15 protein-coding genes are annotated in these 18,274 nt (G+C 62.1%); 8 read left to right on the top strand and 7 right to left on the bottom strand.

Annotated elements, in window-relative coordinates; genetic code table 11:
* Window positions 1-20: 20 nt before the first annotated feature.
* Together ACR0NB_RS00600 and ACR0NB_RS00595 are read right to left on the bottom strand one after the other, a co-directional pair.
* Window positions 21-836: a thioesterase family protein gene (locus ACR0NB_RS00600; RefSeq protein ID WP_480774685.1), complete on the bottom strand. Its 816-nt coding sequence runs from the start codon at window positions 834-836 to the stop codon at window positions 21-23.
* 1 nt (window position 837) lies between these two features.
* A complete protein-coding gene (locus ACR0NB_RS00595; RefSeq protein ID WP_480774684.1) occupies window positions 838-2,073 on the bottom strand; it encodes an acyl-CoA dehydrogenase family protein in 1,236 nt (411 codons plus the stop codon).
* Between the two features lie 129 nt (window positions 2,074-2,202).
* On the opposite strand from ACR0NB_RS00595, the gene ACR0NB_RS00590 reads away from it, so the two are divergent.
* Window positions 2,203-3,138, top strand: coding sequence for a 2-hydroxyacid dehydrogenase (locus ACR0NB_RS00590; protein ID WP_480774683.1), 936 nt, complete (start codon window positions 2,203-2,205; stop codon window positions 3,136-3,138).
* A gap of 7 nt (window positions 3,139-3,145) precedes the next feature.
* Here ACR0NB_RS00590 and ACR0NB_RS00585 read toward each other — a convergent pair whose 3' ends face one another.
* Entirely contained in the window at window positions 3,146-3,535 is a 390-nt protein-coding gene (locus tag ACR0NB_RS00585) for a hypothetical protein (RefSeq protein ID WP_480774682.1), read from the bottom strand.
* Between the two features lie 144 nt (window positions 3,536-3,679).
* Here ACR0NB_RS00585 and ACR0NB_RS00580 point away from each other — a divergent pair, with 144 nt between their 5' ends.
* From ACR0NB_RS00580 to ACR0NB_RS00570, 3 genes are all read left to right on the top strand, one after another.
* Complete coding sequence (locus tag ACR0NB_RS00580) at window positions 3,680-4,513, top strand: bifunctional allantoicase/(S)-ureidoglycine aminohydrolase (protein WP_480774681.1); 834 nt, start codon at window positions 3,680-3,682, stop codon at window positions 4,511-4,513.
* Window positions 4,514-4,624: 111 nt separating this feature from the next.
* The gene (locus ACR0NB_RS00575; protein ID WP_244952372.1) at window positions 4,625-4,948 is read left to right on the top strand and encodes a hypothetical protein; all 324 of its coding nucleotides are present in this window, start codon (window positions 4,625-4,627) and stop codon (window positions 4,946-4,948) included.
* 54 nt (window positions 4,949-5,002) lie between these two features.
* Window positions 5,003-5,992, top strand: a complete 990-nt coding sequence (locus ACR0NB_RS00570) for a type I glyceraldehyde-3-phosphate dehydrogenase (RefSeq protein WP_480774680.1) — start codon at window positions 5,003-5,005, stop codon at window positions 5,990-5,992.
* 40 nt (window positions 5,993-6,032) lie between these two features.
* On the opposite strand, the gene ACR0NB_RS00565 is transcribed toward ACR0NB_RS00570, so the two are convergent.
* The 3 genes from ACR0NB_RS00565 to puuE all read right to left on the bottom strand — a co-directional run bounded on the left by ACR0NB_RS00565 (window position 6,033) and on the right by puuE (window position 9,429).
* The gene (locus ACR0NB_RS00565; RefSeq protein WP_480774679.1) at window positions 6,033-7,460 is read right to left on the bottom strand and encodes a uracil-xanthine permease family protein; all 1,428 of its coding nucleotides are present in this window, start codon (window positions 7,458-7,460) and stop codon (window positions 6,033-6,035) included.
* Window positions 7,461-7,525: 65 nt separating this feature from the next.
* Window positions 7,526-8,014, bottom strand: coding sequence for an ureidoglycolate lyase (locus ACR0NB_RS00560; protein WP_480774678.1), 489 nt, complete (start codon window positions 8,012-8,014; stop codon window positions 7,526-7,528).
* A complete protein-coding gene (puuE, locus tag ACR0NB_RS00555) occupies window positions 8,011-9,429 on the bottom strand; it encodes an allantoinase PuuE (protein ID WP_480774677.1) in 1,419 nt (472 codons plus the stop codon). Before puuE ends, ACR0NB_RS00560 begins: the two co-directional genes overlap by 4 nt.
* Window positions 9,430-9,631: 202 nt before the next feature.
* Between puuE and uraH the strand changes: the two genes are divergently transcribed.
* Window positions 9,632-9,988 carry a hydroxyisourate hydrolase gene (gene uraH, locus ACR0NB_RS00550; RefSeq protein ID WP_093963044.1) on the top strand — a complete coding sequence of 119 codons (357 nt, stop codon included), beginning with the start codon at window positions 9,632-9,634 and terminating at the stop codon, window positions 9,986-9,988.
* Between the two features lie 4 nt (window positions 9,989-9,992).
* Here the strand turns inward: uraH and ACR0NB_RS00545 are convergent, their stop codons facing one another.
* Complete coding sequence (locus ACR0NB_RS00545) at window positions 9,993-10,907, bottom strand: LysR family transcriptional regulator (protein WP_170337484.1); 915 nt, start codon at window positions 10,905-10,907, stop codon at window positions 9,993-9,995.
* A 95-nt stretch (window positions 10,908-11,002) separates the two neighbouring features.
* Between ACR0NB_RS00545 and ACR0NB_RS00540 the strand changes: the two genes are divergently transcribed.
* The 3 genes from ACR0NB_RS00540 to ACR0NB_RS00530 all read left to right on the top strand — a co-directional run bounded on the left by ACR0NB_RS00540 (window position 11,003) and on the right by ACR0NB_RS00530 (window position 18,274).
* Window positions 11,003-12,226 carry a urate hydroxylase PuuD gene (locus ACR0NB_RS00540; protein ID WP_170366689.1) on the top strand — a complete coding sequence of 408 codons (1,224 nt, stop codon included), beginning with the start codon at window positions 11,003-11,005 and terminating at the stop codon, window positions 12,224-12,226.
* Window positions 12,227-12,458: 232 nt separating this feature from the next.
* Entirely contained in the window at window positions 12,459-14,186 is a 1,728-nt protein-coding gene (locus ACR0NB_RS00535) for an autotransporter assembly complex protein TamA (RefSeq protein WP_480774676.1), read from the top strand.
* Window positions 14,183-18,274 (top strand): translocation/assembly module TamB domain-containing protein, encoded by a 4,092-nt coding sequence (locus ACR0NB_RS00530; RefSeq protein WP_480774675.1) that lies wholly within the window; start codon window positions 14,183-14,185, stop codon window positions 18,272-18,274. Before ACR0NB_RS00535 ends, ACR0NB_RS00530 begins: the two co-directional genes overlap by 4 nt.

Raw genomic sequence — 18,274 nt, 5'->3', positions numbered from 1 at the left:
GTAAGCACCGATTTTGCCGCTCATTTCGGCGGAAACAGGACCAGAGTCTGCAGCGCCGTGCCGATCGGGCCTTGAGTATCGTACAGAACCGACTGCGACATCCCGATGCCGCTGGGCTGCCAGTGCGACACGGAGTCCGAGGCGAGCCAGTCGGACATCGGCTCGCGGTGGACCTGCACCGTCAGGTCGGTGTTCATGAACCCCATTTCAAAGGTCGGCGCATTCCACGAAATTCCGTTGCCGCAATCGGCCAGCGGGCACAGCGACTGGATCGGCGAGGGGGTTTCACCCTCGAGCAGAGGCGGGGTGCGCATCCAGATGGTTTTCGGCCCCGCCCCTTGGTTGCCGCCTTTGGGATAGGCCACCTCGGAATGATGGGCAAAGCCGGGCAGGTCATGCCGCATTTCGCCGATGGGAAACGGGCCGTCTTCGATCTGCGACAGGTCGGGGCCCTGGATCGCCACATTGGGCACCAGCCCCAGATCCCGGCGCGCCAGATGCATCGTGGTGGCGGTCGCGCACAGCGTGTCGTCCAGATCATGCACGGTGACGCGCGTGGTGGCCAGCGTCTTGGTGTGGCGCACGGTCTCGGCGGCCACGCGAAGACCGGACAGAGGCAGCGGGCGCAGCAGATCGACGGTCAGGCGGGTCAGCATCTTGTCGGGGCCGACCTCGATCTCGGCCGCGCGCACGATCAGGCCCGCAACCGGGCCGGCATGACAGTGGTCAGCCGACCACGGCCCGCGCGCCGGGTCATTTCCGACAAAGGCCCCGTCGGGCGCGACCCGGAAATAAGCGGTCTTACCCACCACTGGCTGCATCGCCGCGTCCTGCATGTCAGATCTTTTCCTGGGTATGCTTTTTCAGTTCGGCCCGCGCAACCTGACGGCGATGCACCGCATCCGGGCCATCGGCCAGCCGCAGCGTGCGCACATGCGTCCAGGCGGTGGCCAGCGGCGTATCCTGGCTGACGCCCTGCCCGCCGAACATCTGCACCGCCTCGTCGATTACCTTCAGCGCAACGCGCGGTGCCACGACCTTGATCTGGCTGATCCACGGGGCCGCCGCGCGCGCATCGCCCTGATCCATGTACCACGCGGCCTTCAGACACAGCAGGCGGGCCATCTCGATCTCCATCCGGCACTCGGCGATGATGTCGAAATTGGCACCCAGTTGCGCCAGCTTCTTGCCGAAGGCTTCGCGCTGCAGGGCGCGTTTGCACATCTGCTCCAGCGCCATCTCGGCCTGGCCGATCGCGCGCATGCAGTGATGGATACGACCGGGCCCGAGGCGCCCCTGCGCGATTTCGAACCCGCGGCCCTCGCCCAGCAGGATGTTCTCGGCCGGCACCCGGACATCGGTAAACCGAATATGCATGTGCCCGTGCGGCGCGTCGTCATGGCCGTACACTTCCATCGGGCGCAGGATCTCGATCCCCGGCGTGTCGGCGGGCACCGCGATCATCGACTGGCGCTTGTGCTTGGGCAGGTCGTCGCCGCCGGTCTTGACCATCACGATGTAGACCTTGCAGCGCGGATCGCCCGCGCCGGACGACCACCATTTCTCGCCATTCAGAACATAGTCATCCCCGTCCCGCACGCAGGACATCGAGATATTCGTGGCATCCGACGAGGCCACATCCGGCTCGGTCATCAGATAGGCCGAGCGGATCTCGCCCTCGAGCAGCGGCTTGAGCCATTGTTCCTTCATCGTCTCGGTGCCGTAGCGCTCGAACACCTCCATGTTGCCGGTGTCGGGGGCGGAACAGTTGAACACCTCGGCGCCCAGCGGGGTCTTGCCCATCTCTTCGGCGAAATAGGCGTATTCGACTGTAGTCAAGCCAAAGCCCTTGTCGCTGTCGGTCAGCCAGAAGTTCCACAGACCTGCCGCCTTGGCCTTGGCCTTCAACCCTTCCAGGATCTCGGCCTGGCGTTCGGTGTACTGCCAGCGGTCGCCCTTGTTGATCTCGGCCTGGTATTCCTCTTCCAGGGGCATGATTTCGTTGCGGATCATGTCGCGGACCCGCTCCAGCAGCGCCCGGTTCTCCTCGCGCAAGACGAATGACATGTTCATGAAGAATCCTCCGTAGATCCCGGAACCGGGCTTTACCTTTGCGCCGAGGATGGCTTAGCTGCGGCAACTGTGTCCAGCCGCGTGACGGCACGTCACTTGCAATCAATTTGAAACGGAAGAGGGGCGCAGATGGCGTTGCTGATCGATACCAGGCTGTCCGACTGGATGAGCGATGCCGAGATTGCCGAAGAAGTACGGCGATATGCACCAACGGCCGATGTGCGCACGCCAAGCACCATTGGTGACCCGGCCGAGGTCACCATGGTGGCGGTTGTCGGCCTGCGGGACGATCACGCGAGCCGCCTGCCCAATCTGCAGCTGGTGCAAAAGCTGGGCGCCGGGGTCGAGACAATCGTGTCGAACCCCGCCCTGCCCGCGCATGTCCGCGTGGCCCGCCTGAAACCGGACGCCCCGGCGCAAGGCATCGCAGAGTGGTTTCTGGCCTATATCCTGTACGCTCACCGGAACATGGGCTTTCACGCGGACGCTCAGCGGCGGGCCGAGTGGCGGCCGAAAGCGCCGGTGCTGACATCTGACACCGTAGTCGGAGTTCTGGGGCTGGGCCATATCGGCAGCCGTACCGCCCGCATGCTGCGCGATGTCGGGTTTCAGGTCATCGGCTGGAGCCGGTCGCCCAAGCAAATCGAAGATGTGACCTGTCTGCACGGGCAGGATGCTTTGCCGGGAATGCTGCGCGGTTGCGACCATGTCTGCGCGATTCTGCCCTCGACCCTCGAAACCATCGGCTTGTTTGACGCAGAAATGCTCGGCGCGATGAAGGACGGCAGCCAGTTGTTGAATGCGGGACGTGGCGACCTGATCGACGAGGAAGCCTTGATCGAGGCACTTGACCGGGGTCGTCCGGGGCACGCGGTTCTCGATGTGACCGCACAAGAACCGTTGCCCAAAGACAGCCCCTTATGGCGGCACCCGGCGGTCACGATCACACCGCATGTGTCGGGATGGCATCTGGGTGATGCGTTGGCGGATGTCGCCCAGAACTTTCTGCGGCTGAGCGCAGGTCAGCCCCTGCTGCACGAGGTTGATCGCAGCCGCGGTTACTGATCCGCGATTACGGCGTCAGAATCCAATTGCCGCTGGCATCCTTGCACTGACGGGTGCGGATTTCCGGGTTGGGCGCCGCCCCGGACGGCTGCACAAAGTGCTGGAAGTGAACGCAGTTATCCTTCACGTCCCGTATCCTGACCGTGCCTTTGGTGCCCGTTTTCTCGTTGACCCAGTTGCGCTCCTGCCCGACGCTTGGGGTCCCGCCTGCCAGCATCGAAGACGTCGTCGCGTCCAGAACCTGATAGTCTTCCGGGCTCAGCCCCATTTCGGCGATGATCCGGGACAGAGGCTTGGCATCGACCGCCCCCACGACACCCGACAAAAACAGCGCAAACAGGGCAGCAGGCAACCGGACAGTCATGCGAAACTCGCTTTCGTGAAAATTGATCTGCACCAAGAATATACATCCGAGCAATCAGGGCCAAGCCCCAGCGGCCGGACCTTCAAATAATGCCGAACAAACCTATCGGACTGCCGGCGCTATCGGCCCGCCGCTGATGCGACCATAGTAACCGGAAACCAAGCTTGAGGCACAGGAATGGCTCATCAAAACTACTACGCGCCCACCGGCGGGCTTCCGGACCAGACTCAGCTCCTGACCGACCGCGCCATGTTCACTGACGCCTATGCCGTCATCCCGAAAGGCACGATGCGCGACATCGTGACCAGCTTTCTGCCGTTTTGGGAACAGACCCGACTGTGGGTCCTTTCGCGCCCCCTCAGTGGGTTTGCCGAGACGTTTTCGCAATACATCATGGAGGTTCAGCCGGGCGGCGGCAGCGACACGCCCGAGACGGACCCGAAGGCTCAAGGCGTGGTCTTCGTCGTCGAAGGGTCGGTTACCCTGACCCTTGCGGGGCAGGTCCACGAGCTGGTCACAGGGGGCTATGCCTACATTCCGCCCGGGTCCGATTGGACCTTGCACAACCGCTCTGACGCCGTGGCCCGGTTCCATTGGGTACGCAAGGCCTATGAGGCCGTACCCGGATTGCCGGCCCCCGATCCGATCATCACCAACGAACGCGACGTCGCCCCAACCCCAATGCCCGGCACCGAAGGTCGGTGGGCCACCACGCGCTTCGCGGATCCAAGTGATCTGCGCCATGACATGCATGTGAACATTGTCACGTTTGAACCAGGCGGGGTCATCCCCTTTGCCGAAACGCATGTCATGGAGCACGGGCTTTATGTGCTTGAGGGCAAGGCCGTCTATCGACTGAACCAGGATTGGGTCGAGGTCGAGGCCGGTGACTACATGTGGTTGCGCGCGTTCTGTCCTCAAGCCTGCTACGCGGGCGGGCCGGGGCGATTCCGGTATCTGCTCTACAAGGACGTCAATCGGCACATGCCGTTGAAACTGTCCACACGATGACCAGCAAAAGGTTCTGAAAACGGGCTTTTGCGTCGGCAGGGGTTCACAGGGACGGCGGAATTTGCTGAAATCAGAGGTGATTTCGTTTTGTTCATTCGTGGAGATTGGTCGATGAAACTGCGCGCCCCTCTGACGGCACTGGCCATGATCGGCTTCATGGTCGCCGTCGACACCGCCCCGGTCGTGGCGAAGGAAGCGACCAAAACCGTATCCGTCATGAGCCGCACATGGGCTGTGACGCAGGTTGCGGATGCCCCTGTCGTGTATCGTGCGACCCGCGACAACAACAACCTCAACCCGTTCGGCCCGCCGCCGCGCCTGCGCACGGTTCAGGCCATTGCGGCCATCCAGCAGGCAACCGGGTGCAAGGTGATCCGGTCAAGCATGTACCAGAATATTTCGGGCCAGTTCTTCTCGCAGGTCAGCTGCGGATAGCGGCGACGCCATACGGGCATTGAGGTCGGTCAAACGGCCTGCCATAGCTTGCGCATGAAACTCGCAATCAACGGATTCGGCCGCATCGGCCGCACGATCCTGCGGCAGGTCATGGCCCTGCCAGCGGGTTCGGATGTTCAAGTGGTGCTGATCAACGACATCGCACCGCTTGAGACCTGTGCCTATCTGTTCAAGTACGACAGCACGTTCGGCCCCTATGCCGGTTCGGTCGAAACCAGCGCCGGGGCCTTGCAGGTAGATGGACAATCGATTCCACTGAGCCACAGCGACGACCTTGCCGATGTCGATCTGTCCGGCGTGGACGTGATGCTGGATTGCACGGGTATCGCGCGCAGTTCGGATGTCGCAATCCGGGGCCTGCAGGCAGGGGCTGGCAAGGTGCTGATTTCCGGCCCGTCCCCGGCCGCCGAAACAACGATCGTTCTGGGTGCCAACGAAGACATGCTGGGCAGTGCCCGGATTGTGTCGAACGCGTCCTGCACCACCAACGCGCTGGCGCCGCTGGCCAAGGTGATCGACGAGATCGGAGGCATCGCCTCAGCGCACATGACCACGATTCACTGCTACACAAACAGCCAGCCGATGGTGGACGCCCCGCGCGGCGACCTGGCGCGGTCGCGGGCCGGGGCCTTGTCGATGGTACCCACAACGTCAAGCGCGACCCATCTGATCGACGAGGTTCTGCCCCATCTGGCCGGACGTATTTCCGGTGCGGCGGTGCGGGTGCCCACTGCCAGCGTCTCGGCCATCGATCTGGTCGTGACCCTGCAAAATGGAATGGATCCGGAGCTGTTCTCTGCCGAATTGCGCCGCGCCGTCGAGGCATCAAAGGTGCTCGGCTGGATCGACTTGCCGCTGGTCTCGTCCGATCTGCGTACGCGACCGGAATCGCTGGTGATTGCCGGACCGGAAACACGAGTCGTCGGGCAAAATCAGGTCCGGGTTTTCGGATGGTATGACAATGAGTGGGGTTTTTCGGCCCGTATGCTCGATGTCGCCGGTATGATGGCTCAGACGGAATAGCCCGCAGCGCGCTTGGCGCTGCAGGGCTGAGTTACAGGTTTCAGTCGTGCGGCAAACTGCCAGCGCCGTGACCGGCCATTCCGCCCGAGACCTCTTCGGTCGACTCCTCGGCCAGTTCATGCGGCAGAATGAGGTTCAGCACGATGGCGATCAGCGCCGCAGGCAGCAGTCCGCTTGTCATCAGGATGCGGATTGTGTCCGGCAAGTGCTGAACCGCGCCGGGCTCCAGCTGCAAGCCGAGCCCGATCGACAGCGAGATTGCGAAGATCACCATGTTGCGGCGGTTCCAGTCCACGTCGGACAACATCGAAATGCCGGCAGCCACCACCATGCCGAACATGACGATCACACCGCCCCCCAGAACTTCGATCGGAACAGTGCGTATGATGGCGCCGACCTTGGGAACAAGTCCGCACAGGATCAGGAACAGCGCACCAATCGTGACGACATGGCGGCTCATGACTCCGGTCATCGCGATCAGGCCGACATTCTGACTGAACGAGGTATTCGGCAAACCGCCAAACATACCGGCGACGGCCGTGCCAACACCATCTGCGTAGGTCGCTCCCGCGATCTCTTTGTCCGTGGCCTCGCGACCCGCGCCGCCTTTGGTAATGCCCGAAACGTCACCGACGGTTTCGACCGCTGACACGAAAGCCATGAGGCAGAACCCGATCACCGCCGCCAGCGAGAATTCGAACCCATATTTGAAGGGCACCGGCAGCGCGAAACCAGCGGCCCGCGACCAGCTTGTTCCAATGGCTTCGAACGTCACCATTCCGACCATCAGGGCGTAGACATAGCCGACGGCCAATCCGACCAGAACCGCAGACACCGACAGCATTCCGCGGGCAAAGAACTTGAGGCCCAGCGTGACGATCACGACGACCAGTGCCGCAGACCAGTTGAGCAGCGATCCGTATTCCGGCGTACCGATCGCAGGGACACCACCCGCCGCATATTGGATGCCGACCTTGACAAGTGCCAATCCGATCATCGTCACAACAAGGCCCGTGACCAATGGCGGCAGAGCGAAGCGGATCTTGCCAATGAACATCCCAAGGCAGGCGTGAAAGATGCCGCCGATCAGAACGCCTCCGAACAGCGCGGCAAGGGCCTCGACGCCCTTGCCAGCCACCAATGGGATCATGATGGGCAGGAACGCAAAGCTTGTTCCCTGAACGATGGGCAATGCCGCACCAACCGGGCCCAGCGTGATGGTCTGCAACAAGGTCGCCAGCCCTGCAAACAGCATCGACATCTGGATCAGATACAGCAGCTCGGGAAAATCGGGCGAGTTCGACCCGAAGCCAAACCCGGCCGCACCGGCCACGATGATGGCGGGCGTCACGTTTGACACAAACATTGCCAAAACGTGCTGAATCCCGAGTGGTATCGCCTTGTGCAGCGCGGGCGTGTAATTCGGATCCCGAAGCTGATCGGGTGTTCCTATCGAAGTTTCGGCCATGATCTCAACTGTCTCCCTGTTTCTCATGGGGGTCTTGCCGCTTCTCCGGCGGCTTCAAAATCGGCTTAGCGTTCAACCACCTCGTAAGGGGTGTCGAACCAGTGCTCCTCGAGGTTTGCGCCTGAACCGATACGGTCGACTACCGCGAAAAGGCCGGGCGCGTGCAGCGGCGTCAACACGCCGTGCCATGTGCCGCGATGATAATTCACTCCCTGCCCTGGCTGCGTCACGAAGGCCAGCGGCTGGCCCGGAACGCCGCCCTCATCCGGCGCGACGATCACCAGGAACGGCTGGTTGGTCATGGGAATGAAGGCCTGGCTGCCCTGAGGGTGACGTTCGACCATGTCCAGTTGATAGGGCAATGCCCGCGGATTGGCATCGAACAGGCTGATCCCTGAACGACCGTCAGCAAAATCCAGAACCGCACGGTCATGGTATCGCCCGCACTGACCCTGGTTGATGATCTTGTCCGGTGCGCCCGAAACCTCAAGCACGTCGCCGAACGGCGCAAAGGATTGGGCCGTCAGCGGCGCGATAGGAATGATCCGCGTCATGAGGGCAGCACGTCGCGCAGCCGGAACTCGGCGATGCGCTCGACCTGACAGCAGGCTTCGGCGAGCTCGGTCTCGCGGTCATTCTCGATGCGCCGCTGGAACGCATGCAGGATCGAGGCCTTGTCGTGGTCGCGCACCGCGATGATGAAGGGAAAGCCGAATTTTTCGGTGTAGCGCGTGTTCAGATTGGTAAAGGCGTCACGCTCGGCGTCGGTCAGGGCGTCCAACCCGGCCGAGGCCTGCTCGGACGTGCTTTCGGCCGTCAGGCGTTTGGCCTGCGCCAGCTTGCCCGCCAGATCCGGATGCGCGGTCAGAACGCCGAGGCGTTCCTCGGACGAGGCCGAACGGAACACCCGCGCCAGCGCGTTGTGCAGCCCGCCCGCCGTATCGTGAGCGGGGCCCGATTCCAGCGCCCAGGCGCGCTCGGCGATCCAGGGTGAATGTTCGAAGATGCCGCCATAGGCCGCCACGAAGGCGTCGCGGTCCATCTGCGAGGGGCGTGGGCGATCCTGCGGCGGATGATGCGCCGCCCAATGTTCGGCAATCTGCAACCGGGTCGCGAACCATACATCGGAGAAGCCGCGCGCATAGTCCAGAAACCGCTTCAGCGCCATCACCCGGCCCGGCCGGCCGATCAGGCGGCAATGCAGACCGATCGACAACATCTTGGGCGCGCCCGCCTGCCCCTCGGCATAGAGCGCATCGAAGCTGTCGCGGAGATACGCAAAGAACTGGTCGCCCGAGTTGAACCCCTGCGGCGTGGCAAATCGCATGTCGTTGCAGTCCAACGTATAGGGCACGATCAGCTGGTCGCGCCCACCGGTATGCATCCAATAAGGCAGATCGTCGGCGTAGGTGTCGGCCACATAGGCAAACCCGCCTTCCTCGGCCACCAGCCGCACGGTGTTGTCCGAGCACCGCCCCGTGTACCAGCCGCGCGGACGGTCTCCGACCACCTCAGTGTGCAGGCGGATCGCCTCGGCGATCTGGGCGCGCTCTTCGTCTTCGGGCATATCCTTGTGTTCGATCCATTTCAGCCCGTGGCTGGCGATCTCCCACCCGGCGGATTTCATCGCCGCCACCTGATCAGGCGAGCGCGCCAGCGCGGTGGCCACGCCATAGACGGTCACCGGCAGGTCGGCCATCAGGCGATGCAGCCGCCAGAACCCGGCGCGGGCGCCGTATTCATATATGGATTCCATGTTCCAATGACGCTGGCCGGGCCAAGGCGCGGCACCCACGATTTCGGACAGAAATGCCTCGGACGCAGCGTCGCCATGCAATACGCAGTTTTCGCCGCCCTCTTCATAGTTCAGCACGATCTGCACTGCCAGCTTGGCTCCGCCCGGCCACTGGGCATCTGGCGGGTTGGCTCCGTATCCAATCATGTCGCGGGGGTATCGGGGGGGCTGCATTCTGCTTTCCGTCTTCAATTTCAAGCTTCCATTCGGTTTATCCCATAAAACCGTGATGGATTATCAAATCAATCCGAACGCTGTTTCCGGTTGTTTCGGCGTTCCCTGCGCCATGGCCTTTGCCGCAAGGTGGGCAATGCAAACCGGATTGCTCAAAATGGCATCCGAAGACGAAACGTGCAGACAACAGCAGGAGCAACTCGTGGCAGGCTATCTGACGACCCATGTTCTGGACACGGCGCGGGGATGTCCGGCCGAGGGGCTGAAAATCGCGTTGTACCGCGTGTCCGGCAATTCGCACCGGAAACTGGTTGAGATGGAAACCAATGCGGACGGGCGCACCGACAGTCCGATCCTGCCGGAAAAGACTTTCAAGACCGGTATCTACGAGTTGATCTTCTTTGCGGGGGACTACTTGCGGGCCTCCGGGCAAGCCGTTGAAGACCCTCTTTTCCTTGATCAAATACCGATCCGGTTCGGCATGTCCGACCCCGAGGCGCATTACCATGTGCCGCTATTGCTGTCGCCATTCGGGTATTCGACCTACCGGGGCAGCTGACCCCTCAGACCTGCGACGTCCGCACCACGTCGCCGATCCGCGAGATCATGAAATCCATGAACAGGCGCGCCTTGGGGTCCTGATGACGCCGATGCGTGTAGAGACACGCCATCTGGACCGAAACCGGTGGCGTGTCGACGGCAACAGGCACCAAACGCCCGGCCTTGAGATGCTCGGCCACTTCAAAAACGGGTTTCATCGCGATCCCCTGCCCAGCCAGCGCCCAATCCGTCAGAACATCGCCGTCGTCGCACTCGAACCGTCCGGACACCGCAAACCGTTTTGGTCCTTCGGCTGTCTGCAGTAGCCATTGGAACTCGGTCGCCCCAGGGAATCGCAGGTTCAGGCATTCGTGCCGGTCCGAGATCAGCTCCGCCCCGGTCCGGGGCATGCCTCGACGCGCGACATAGTCTGGCGCAGCACACAAGACACGCTGGCAATCCGCGATTTTGCGGATCCGCAAAGTGCTGTCTTCGGGTTGACCGATGAAGAACGCCAGATCCAGCCCTTCGGTCGTGAGATCAACAGACCTGTCCGTCAGACGCAGCCGCACGTCAATCTCGGGGTAGTCGGCAAGAAATTCAGGCACTTGAGGCGCCAACAGCCGTCGCCCGACCCCCAGTGGAGCCGCTACGAAAAGCGATCCCCGGGGCGCTTCGGTCAGGTGCACGACCTGCGCTTCGGCCTCGTTCACGGCATCCAGAACCGCAACTGCACCGGGGTAGAACGCCCGGCCCTGCTCGGTCGGGCTGAGGTTTCGGGTCGTACGCTGGAACAATCGCACACCCAAATGATCTTCGAGCTGGGAAATCCGCGCCGAAGTCACCGCTGGCGAGATTCGCAGATCGCGCCCGGCCGCGGACATGCTGCCAAGATCATAGACCCGGACAAAGGTACGGATATTGTCGAGATAGGACATCTTTTCGTTTTTTTTGATACAGTTTGACAATATACGGGAATACCGAAGAAAATCCCGTTTGCCTAGTGTGTCGGCAAGCAATCGGAGAGCTTTGCATGTATGAATTCGCCGTGTTCTGGGACTGGATGGCATTTGCGGTGCGGTGGCTGCATGTCATCACGGCAATCGCCTGGATCGGATCGTCATTCTATTTCATCGCGCTGGACCTCGGCCTGAACCGCGACATCCCCGGCCCTGCGGATGGCGAGGAATGGCAGGTGCATGGCGGCGGCTTCTATCACATCCAGAAATACCTTGTGGCACCCGAGCGGATGCCCGACCACCTGACCTGGTTCAAATGGGAAAGCTATGCAACCTGGCTCAGCGGCGCGGCCCTGCTGATGATCGTTTACTGGGTGGGCGGCGAGCTGTATCTGATCGACGCACAGAAGGCCGATCTGGCGCTGTGGCAGGGCATCCTGATCTCGGCGGCGTCGCTGACCGTGGGCTGGCTGATCTATGATTTCCTGTGCAAATCGGGTCTGGGCGAGCGCCCGACCCTGCTGATGCTGCTGCTGTTCGTTCTGCTGGTGGCGATGGGCTGGGGATACAACCAGATCTTCACCGGCCGCGCGATGATGCTGCATCTGGGCGCGTTCACCGCCACGATCATGACGGCCAATGTGTTTTTCATCATCATGCCCAACCAACGGATCGTTGTGGACGACCTGAAAAACGGCCGCACCCCGGACCCGAAATACGGCAAGATCGCCAAGCTGCGCTCGACCCACAACAACTATCTGACTTTGCCGGTGGTCTTCCTGATGCTGTCGAACCACTATCCCTTGGCTTTTGCGACCGAATACAACTGGATCATCGCGGCGCTGGTCTTCCTGATGGGTGTCACCATCCGGCACTACTTCAATACCCGCCACGCCCGGGCCGGCAACCCGACCTGGACCTGGCTTGTGACGGCCCTGCTGTTCATCGCCATCATGTGGCTGTCCACTGCGCCGATGTACAAACCGCTGGAAGAGGCCGAGGCGCAGCCTCTGACCCAGTTCGAGGAGCGCTTTGTGCAGGCCAGCGGCTTTGAAGAAGCCCATGACGTCGTGCTGGGGCGCTGTTCAATGTGCCACGCGCGCGAGCCCGTCTGGGACGGAATCCTCTGGGCCCCCAAGGGTGTTCTTCTGGAAACCGAAGGTGACATCGCCCGCAATGCCGAGCAAATCTATCTGCAGGCTGGCGTCAGCCACGCGATGCCGCCGGCCAACGTCACCTATATGGAACCCGAAGACCGCGAGGCCATTATCCGCTGGTTCCGAAACGCGGGCCTGTAGCGGCAGCTTTTCCACAACTTCACATGGGAACTGGGAAATCCGCGTTTATTTCTTTGCCTGAGCGGTTTGAGATGGTCTAACTATTCTCCAAGGGATCGTGACGCCGCGACAAGCGGCGCAAATTAATGCGGCCCGGGACAGGTGGAGCCATTTGATGCAGGCGAGCAGGCGTAGGGGCGGTCTGAAGAACTGGTGCGCGGGTGTGTTTTTTGCCCTCGCCCCGACCTGTGCGATGGCACTGGAAACATCGCTTGCAGCGCCAGGTTTGTCGGACGACCTGAAAAAGCAGATTGAGGAAACGTCCTCGGTCATGACTGCCGACAACCGGGGTCTGGACACGCCGCTTGAAGTTCTGTCCGCCGCATTGTCGGATTACCGAACGATCGTGCAAATCCTCTATGATGCCGGATATTTCGGCCCGTCGGTCAGCATCAAGCTGGACGGGAAAGAAGCGGCAGATCTCAGCTCGCTGAGCGTTCCTGCGCAGATCAATCGGGCAACGATCACCATTCGCCCCGGCAAAGCGTACAATTTCGGAACCGCAGTCGTTCAGCCTTTGGCCCCCGATACCGAATTGCCCGAAGAGTTTGCCCCCGGCAAGCTGGCCACGACCGGCGCCATTCAACAGGCGACTTCGGACGGGATTCAGGCCTGGAAGGACGCGGGCCACGCCAAAGCGAAACTGCGCGATCAACAGATCATCGCCCGGCACGCACAGGCCCAGCTGGACGCCCGGATCGACCTGGATCAGGGGCCGCGGCTGAAGTTCGGCAAGATGTATATCGAAGGCGGCACCGATGTCCGCCACAGTTCGATCGAGAAAATCGCCGGTTTCCCGTCGGGCGAGGTCTACTCGCCCGAAAAGCTGCAAAAGGTCGGCACACGGCTGCGGCGGACCGGTACGTTCAGCACCGTCTCGATCCAGGAACGGGACACGCCGAACCCGGACGGCACGCTGGATTTCGACGCCACTTTCGAGGACTTGCCCAAACGCCGCCTGACGTTCGGGGTCGAACTGGCCTCGCGCGATGGTCTCGACCTGACCGCCACCTGGACCCACCGCAACGTGTTCCGGCGCGCCCAGCGGCTGCGCTTTGAGGCCGCCATCCGAAATATCGGCGGGTCAGAGGATATCGACGGGCGGTTGGGTCTGCGTCTGGATCAGCCCGACCGACTGGGCCCGGACGACAATACCTTCTGGAGCGCGCTGCTCGAGCGCCGAAACACCGACAACTACAGCGTGTCGGTTGCCTCGCTGACCTATGGTGCGCGGCGGACGTTCTCGGACGAGTTGTATGCCGAGGCGGCTGTGGGCTTCTCCATCTCGAACGCTGACGACGCCTATGGTGACGGCCGCAAGTTCCGATATTTCATCATTCCGTTCCGGTCCGAGTGGGACAAACGCGACAGCAAGGTCAGCGCCACCCGCGGGTATTACCTGGACAGCCAATTCATGCCCTTTGTCGGCATCTCGGGCACGGATACCGGGCTGCGCCTGTTTTTCGACGGTCGCGCCTATACCAGCCTGGGGACTGGCGGTCGGATCGTGCTGGCCGGGCGGGTGCAACTTGGATCGATTCTCGGACCCCCGGCGGATGGTGTCACACCGGATTTCCTGTTCTTCTCCGGCGGCGCGGGCACCGTTCGCGGTCAGCCCTATGAAAGCCTTGGTGTCCCTGTCGGCACGGGCATTGCCGGCGGCAAGTCCTTTCTTGGCCTGTCGGGCGAGGTGCGCGGCAAGGTCACTGAAAAGCTGTCTCTTGTTGGGTTTTACGACTACGGTATCGTGGACACGTCCTCGTTCATCGGCAGTGGCGCCGAGTACCACGCGGGCGCGGGCCTTGGCGTTCGGTACGATCTGGGCGGCTTCGGCCCGCTGAGGCTGGACCTGGCGGTGCCTGTGCAAGGTGACACGGGCAACGGGCTGCAGTTCTATATCGGGATCGGGCAAGCATTTTGAGGCGTTACCTTTCATATCCTCTGGCAGTCGGGGCAACCGCCTTTGCCCTTTCGGGTCCCGTGGCCGCGCAAGAGGAAGAGAGCGGCGGTCTGCTGACCGATTTCCTGCAGAACACGTTATCCGGGGACAACCGCAATATCCGGGTCATCGGGCTGGAGGGCGCGCTGAGCTCTCGCGCACGCATCCAGGAGATCACGGTGGCCGACGACGAAGGTGTCTGGCTGACCATCAAGAATGCCGAACTGGATTGGAACCGGCTGGCGCTGATCCGCGGCCGGTTTTCCGTGAACGCCCTGACCGCCGAAGAAATCGACATCGCACGCGCACCCGGCAAGACCACCACGGACGAACCGGCCGCCACCGCCGAGACCAAACCCTTTCAACTGCCCGAACTGCCCGTGGCGATCGAGATCGGTGAACTGCGCGTCGACGAATTGTCTTTGGGCGAACCGCTGATCGGCGTTGCGGCAGACCTTTCGGTGGACGGAAACTTGAATCTGGCCGATGGCGCGCTGGACACCAAGCTGGACATCAATCGGTTGGACCGGGCCGGCGATCAGATAAATCTTGTGGCCGGTTTCCAGAACGAAAGCCGGCAAATCGACCTGGACCTGACCATCTCCGAGGCGTCAGGTGGGCTGATTTCGACCGCATTGAATATTCCGGACAGCCCACCCATCGGCCTGACGGCCAAAGGGTCCGGTCCGATCACCGATTTCACGGCGGATATCGGGCTGAGCAGTGACAATGTCGACCGTGTCTCGGGCCAGGTGCGCCTGCGCGGGATCGAGAAGACCGAAGGGGCGGCAGACGAAGGCATTGCCTTTACCGCCGACCTGGGCGGCGACCTGACCCCATTTCTGGCCGCCAACATGGATACCTTCTTCGGTACGAATACACGCCTGTATGTCGATGGCCGTACCGGAGCCGAAGGTGCGCTGGAGATTACCGAGGCGGACATCACGTCCGAAGCTTTGAAACTGGAAGCGCAGCTCAGCCTTGGAACAGGCGGAGCGCTGCAACTGGCAGCCGTCCAGGCACGGATCTCGCCACCGGCCGGGGACGACGTGGTCCTGCCATTCGGTGGAGGAGACACATCCGTCAAGGCCGCACAGCTCTCTGCCCTGTTCGACCACGAAAACGGCAATCATTGGGACCTGAGCCTGACGACCGAGAATGTTGTCACACCCCAAGTCCAGATTGCGCACACGCGGTTGACCGCACAGGGCACCCTGACTCAGATCGGCGGTCTGGACCTGACAGGAGACCTTCAAGCCTCTCTGGATGGTTTGGACTTGGCTGACCCTGCCCTGAACACAGCGGTGGGCGATCGCATTACCCTGGATGGCCAGTTCGAATACGGACGGGACAAATCGCTCCGACTCTCGGGTTTCGAACTTGGGGGAACCGACTATTCGGCGACCGCCGATGCGGTCGTCAGCGGGCTTGAAAGCGGTCTGAAGATTGACGGATCGGCAACAGTGCAGGCGTCCGATCTGTCTCGTTTCTCTGAGGTCGCCAAATTGGATCTGGGCGGCCGGGCATCGGTCCGGGTCGAGGGGGCGGGCTCGCCGTTGGAGGGCAGTTTTGACGGCAAGCTGGCCGTTTTCGGACAAAACCTGTCCACTGGTCGAGACGATATCGACCCCATCATCGCGGGCGAGACGGACATCACGCTGGACGCCAAGCGGGATGCAAACGGCATCCTGATCCGCGCTTTCACCATCGACGGCGAAACGCTGAACGCACAGGCGGATGGCGCGGTCACCACTCCGAACGGCAATCTGACCATCGACGGCCAGGCCCGGGTGAATGCCTCGGACCTCTCTGTATTCTCCGGCCTCGCCAAGCGCGACCTTGCGGGGGCCGTTCAGGCCCAGGTGGATGGCAAAGGCACCGTGCAGACCCTTGAGTTTGATGGCACTGCGCAGGTGACGACTACAGACCTGCAAACCGGGCTGGATCAGGTGGATCCGCTTGTGACCGGCCGCGTTGTCCTGAACTTCGACGGGGCCCGCACCGGTGACCGGATCGAAATCCGCAAGGCGACCGTTGACGCAGCCACGCTGAGTGCCCAAGTCGCGGCAACCATCGACGATCCGACCGGAAACCTGGCCTTTGACGGTCAGGCGCAGGTCAATGCCCCCGACCTGTCCGTCTTTTCCGGACTGGCAGGCCGTACGTTGGCGGGCGCGGTCACGGCGGATGTGACCGGTCGAGGGGCCCGTGGCAGCAAAGTCTTCGACGTGCAGGGCAAAATCAATGCAGAGGACATCTTGACCGGAATCGATGCCGTGGATGCGCTGATCCCCGGACAGACGACGCTGACAGTCGACGCATCGAACGGCGACGAAGGGTTGAACATCCGCAACTTCCGGCTTGCAGGGACCGCCTTGTCCGCCAACGCATCCGGCATCTTGAGCCGCGAAAGCGGCGGGCTGAGCTTCTCCGCCGCGTTGGACGACCTCGCCCGGGTTTCACAGAACCTGACAGGACCGCTGAAGGTGAACGGGAATGTGGCCCCCACATCCAGCGGGGTCGAGGGCACGGTCAGAGTGACCGGCCCGGAGACGTCCTACGCCAATCTGGTAGGCAGCGTGAATACGGATGGCTCGGCCGACCTGGACTTTGACGCCAAGTTCGATCGGGTCGAACGTTTTGCGCCCGAATTTCCGGGCAGCTTGACGGCGAAAGGCAATGCAACGCGCCAGAACGGCGTGTGGACCATTGATGCCAATGCCGCCGGACCGGCCGAGATCAGCAGTGCCGTCAAAGGAACCTACGACGAAGCCTCGGGCAATGCCGACATTTCCGCACAGGGCGGCGTCAATCTGGGCATTGCAAACATCTTCATCACGCCCAACAAGATCGACGGATCGGCCCGGTTCGACCTGGCGTTGAAGGGCAAGCCGGCGCTGGATTCGCTGAGTGGTCAGATCACCACCTCAGGGACGTCGATGGCGATCCCCAGCGTTGGGCAGACCATCACCGATATCGGCGGAACTGTAGACCTTGCCAACAGCCGCGCAACGATTTCGATGCGCGGCGGCATGCGCGCCGGAGGCGGATTTACGGTCAGTGGCCCGGTCGACCTTACACCGCCGTTCAACGCGCAGATCACAACTGCAATCAACAATCTCGTCCTGACCGACAATCTTTTGTACGAGACCACGTTGAACGGCCAGATCGCTATGACGGGCGCTTTGGCGGGGAACAGTTCGCTGGCCGGGCAGATCACATTTGGCGAGACCAATATCAACCTGGCCGCGGCATCTGGCGCGGTGGGGGCCGCGCCGATCCCCAAGATCGAACACGTGAACGAAAGCAATGCCAGCTACGTCACTCGGGAACGGGCGCAGCTGGTAGAAAAAGAGAAAACGTCACAATCGGACTCTCGCATCTCTCTCGACATCAGCTTGTTGGCCCCCAAGGCGGTTTTCGTACGGGGCCGCGGTGTGAATGCTGAATTGGGCGGTGCGATCTTCATCAAGGGCACCACCAAATCCGTCATCCCATCGGGCCAGATCGAACTGATCCGCGGTAATCTGGACATCCTTGGCCGGAGGCTGGCGCTGACCAAAGGCGTGGTCAGCCTGCAGGGTGACCTGACGCCGTATATCGAGTTCGAATCCTCGGCCAGCACTTCGGATGGAACTGCAACGTTGGAAATCGCGGGCCCTCTGGATTCTCCGACAGTCGATGTGTTCTCGGACCCCGAACGCCCCGCCGAAGAGGCGCTGGCCATGCTGCTGTTCGGCAACCGCTTTTCCGAACTGTCCCCGTTTGTCATCGCCCAGATGGCCGCGTCGCTGGCCCAACTGAGCGGTGCCGGTGGCGATGCCACCAAGGGCGTTCGGGACGCCACGGGCGTAGATACCGTCGACGTCGGCGCGACCGAGGGCGGCGGCGGGCGTCTGGGCGCCGGCGCTTATCTGAGCGACAACCTGTACACCGATTTCACCGTGAACACCGAAGGCGACACCGAGGTGAACCTGAACCTGGACGTCAGCGACAGCGTGACGGTGCGCGGCACCGTAGATGGGCGCGGCGATACCGGCATCGGGATTTTCTTCGAGCGTGACTACTAG

It is taken from the genome of Ruegeria sp. CG3, from assembly GCF_056537205.1.
Note: the sequence above shows the minus strand (reverse complement) of the source record. Positions and strands in the feature narration are given on the sequence as shown.

Bases quoted from the DNA above. Each gene is read 5' to 3' on its own strand.
- ACR0NB_RS00600 (WP_480774685.1), bottom strand. From the start codon at position 836: ATGCAGGACGCGGCGATGCAGCCAGTGGTGGGTAAGACCGCTTATTTC.
- ACR0NB_RS00595 (WP_480774684.1), bottom strand. From the start codon at position 2,073: ATGAACATGTCATTCGTCTTGCGCGAGGAGAACCGGGCGCTGCTGGAG.
- ACR0NB_RS00590 (WP_480774683.1), top strand. From the start codon at position 2,203: ATGGCGTTGCTGATCGATACCAGGCTGTCCGACTGGATGAGCGATGCC.
- ACR0NB_RS00580 (WP_480774681.1), top strand. From the start codon at position 3,680: ATGGCTCATCAAAACTACTACGCGCCCACCGGCGGGCTTCCGGACCAG.
- ACR0NB_RS00575 (WP_244952372.1), top strand. From the start codon at position 4,625: ATGAAACTGCGCGCCCCTCTGACGGCACTGGCCATGATCGGCTTCATG.
- ACR0NB_RS00570 (WP_480774680.1), top strand. From the start codon at position 5,003: ATGAAACTCGCAATCAACGGATTCGGCCGCATCGGCCGCACGATCCTG.
- ACR0NB_RS00565 (WP_480774679.1), bottom strand. From the start codon at position 7,460: ATGGCCGAAACTTCGATAGGAACACCCGATCAGCTTCGGGATCCGAAT.
- ACR0NB_RS00560 (WP_480774678.1), bottom strand. From the start codon at position 8,014: ATGACGCGGATCATTCCTATCGCGCCGCTGACGGCCCAATCCTTTGCG.
- puuE (WP_480774677.1), bottom strand. From the start codon at position 9,429: ATGCAGCCCCCCCGATACCCCCGCGACATGATTGGATACGGAGCCAAC.
- ACR0NB_RS00545 (WP_170337484.1), bottom strand. From the start codon at position 10,907: ATGTCCTATCTCGACAATATCCGTACCTTTGTCCGGGTCTATGATCTT.
- ACR0NB_RS00540 (WP_170366689.1), top strand. From the start codon at position 11,003: ATGTATGAATTCGCCGTGTTCTGGGACTGGATGGCATTTGCGGTGCGG.
- ACR0NB_RS00535 (WP_480774676.1), top strand. From the start codon at position 12,459: ATGGCACTGGAAACATCGCTTGCAGCGCCAGGTTTGTCGGACGACCTG.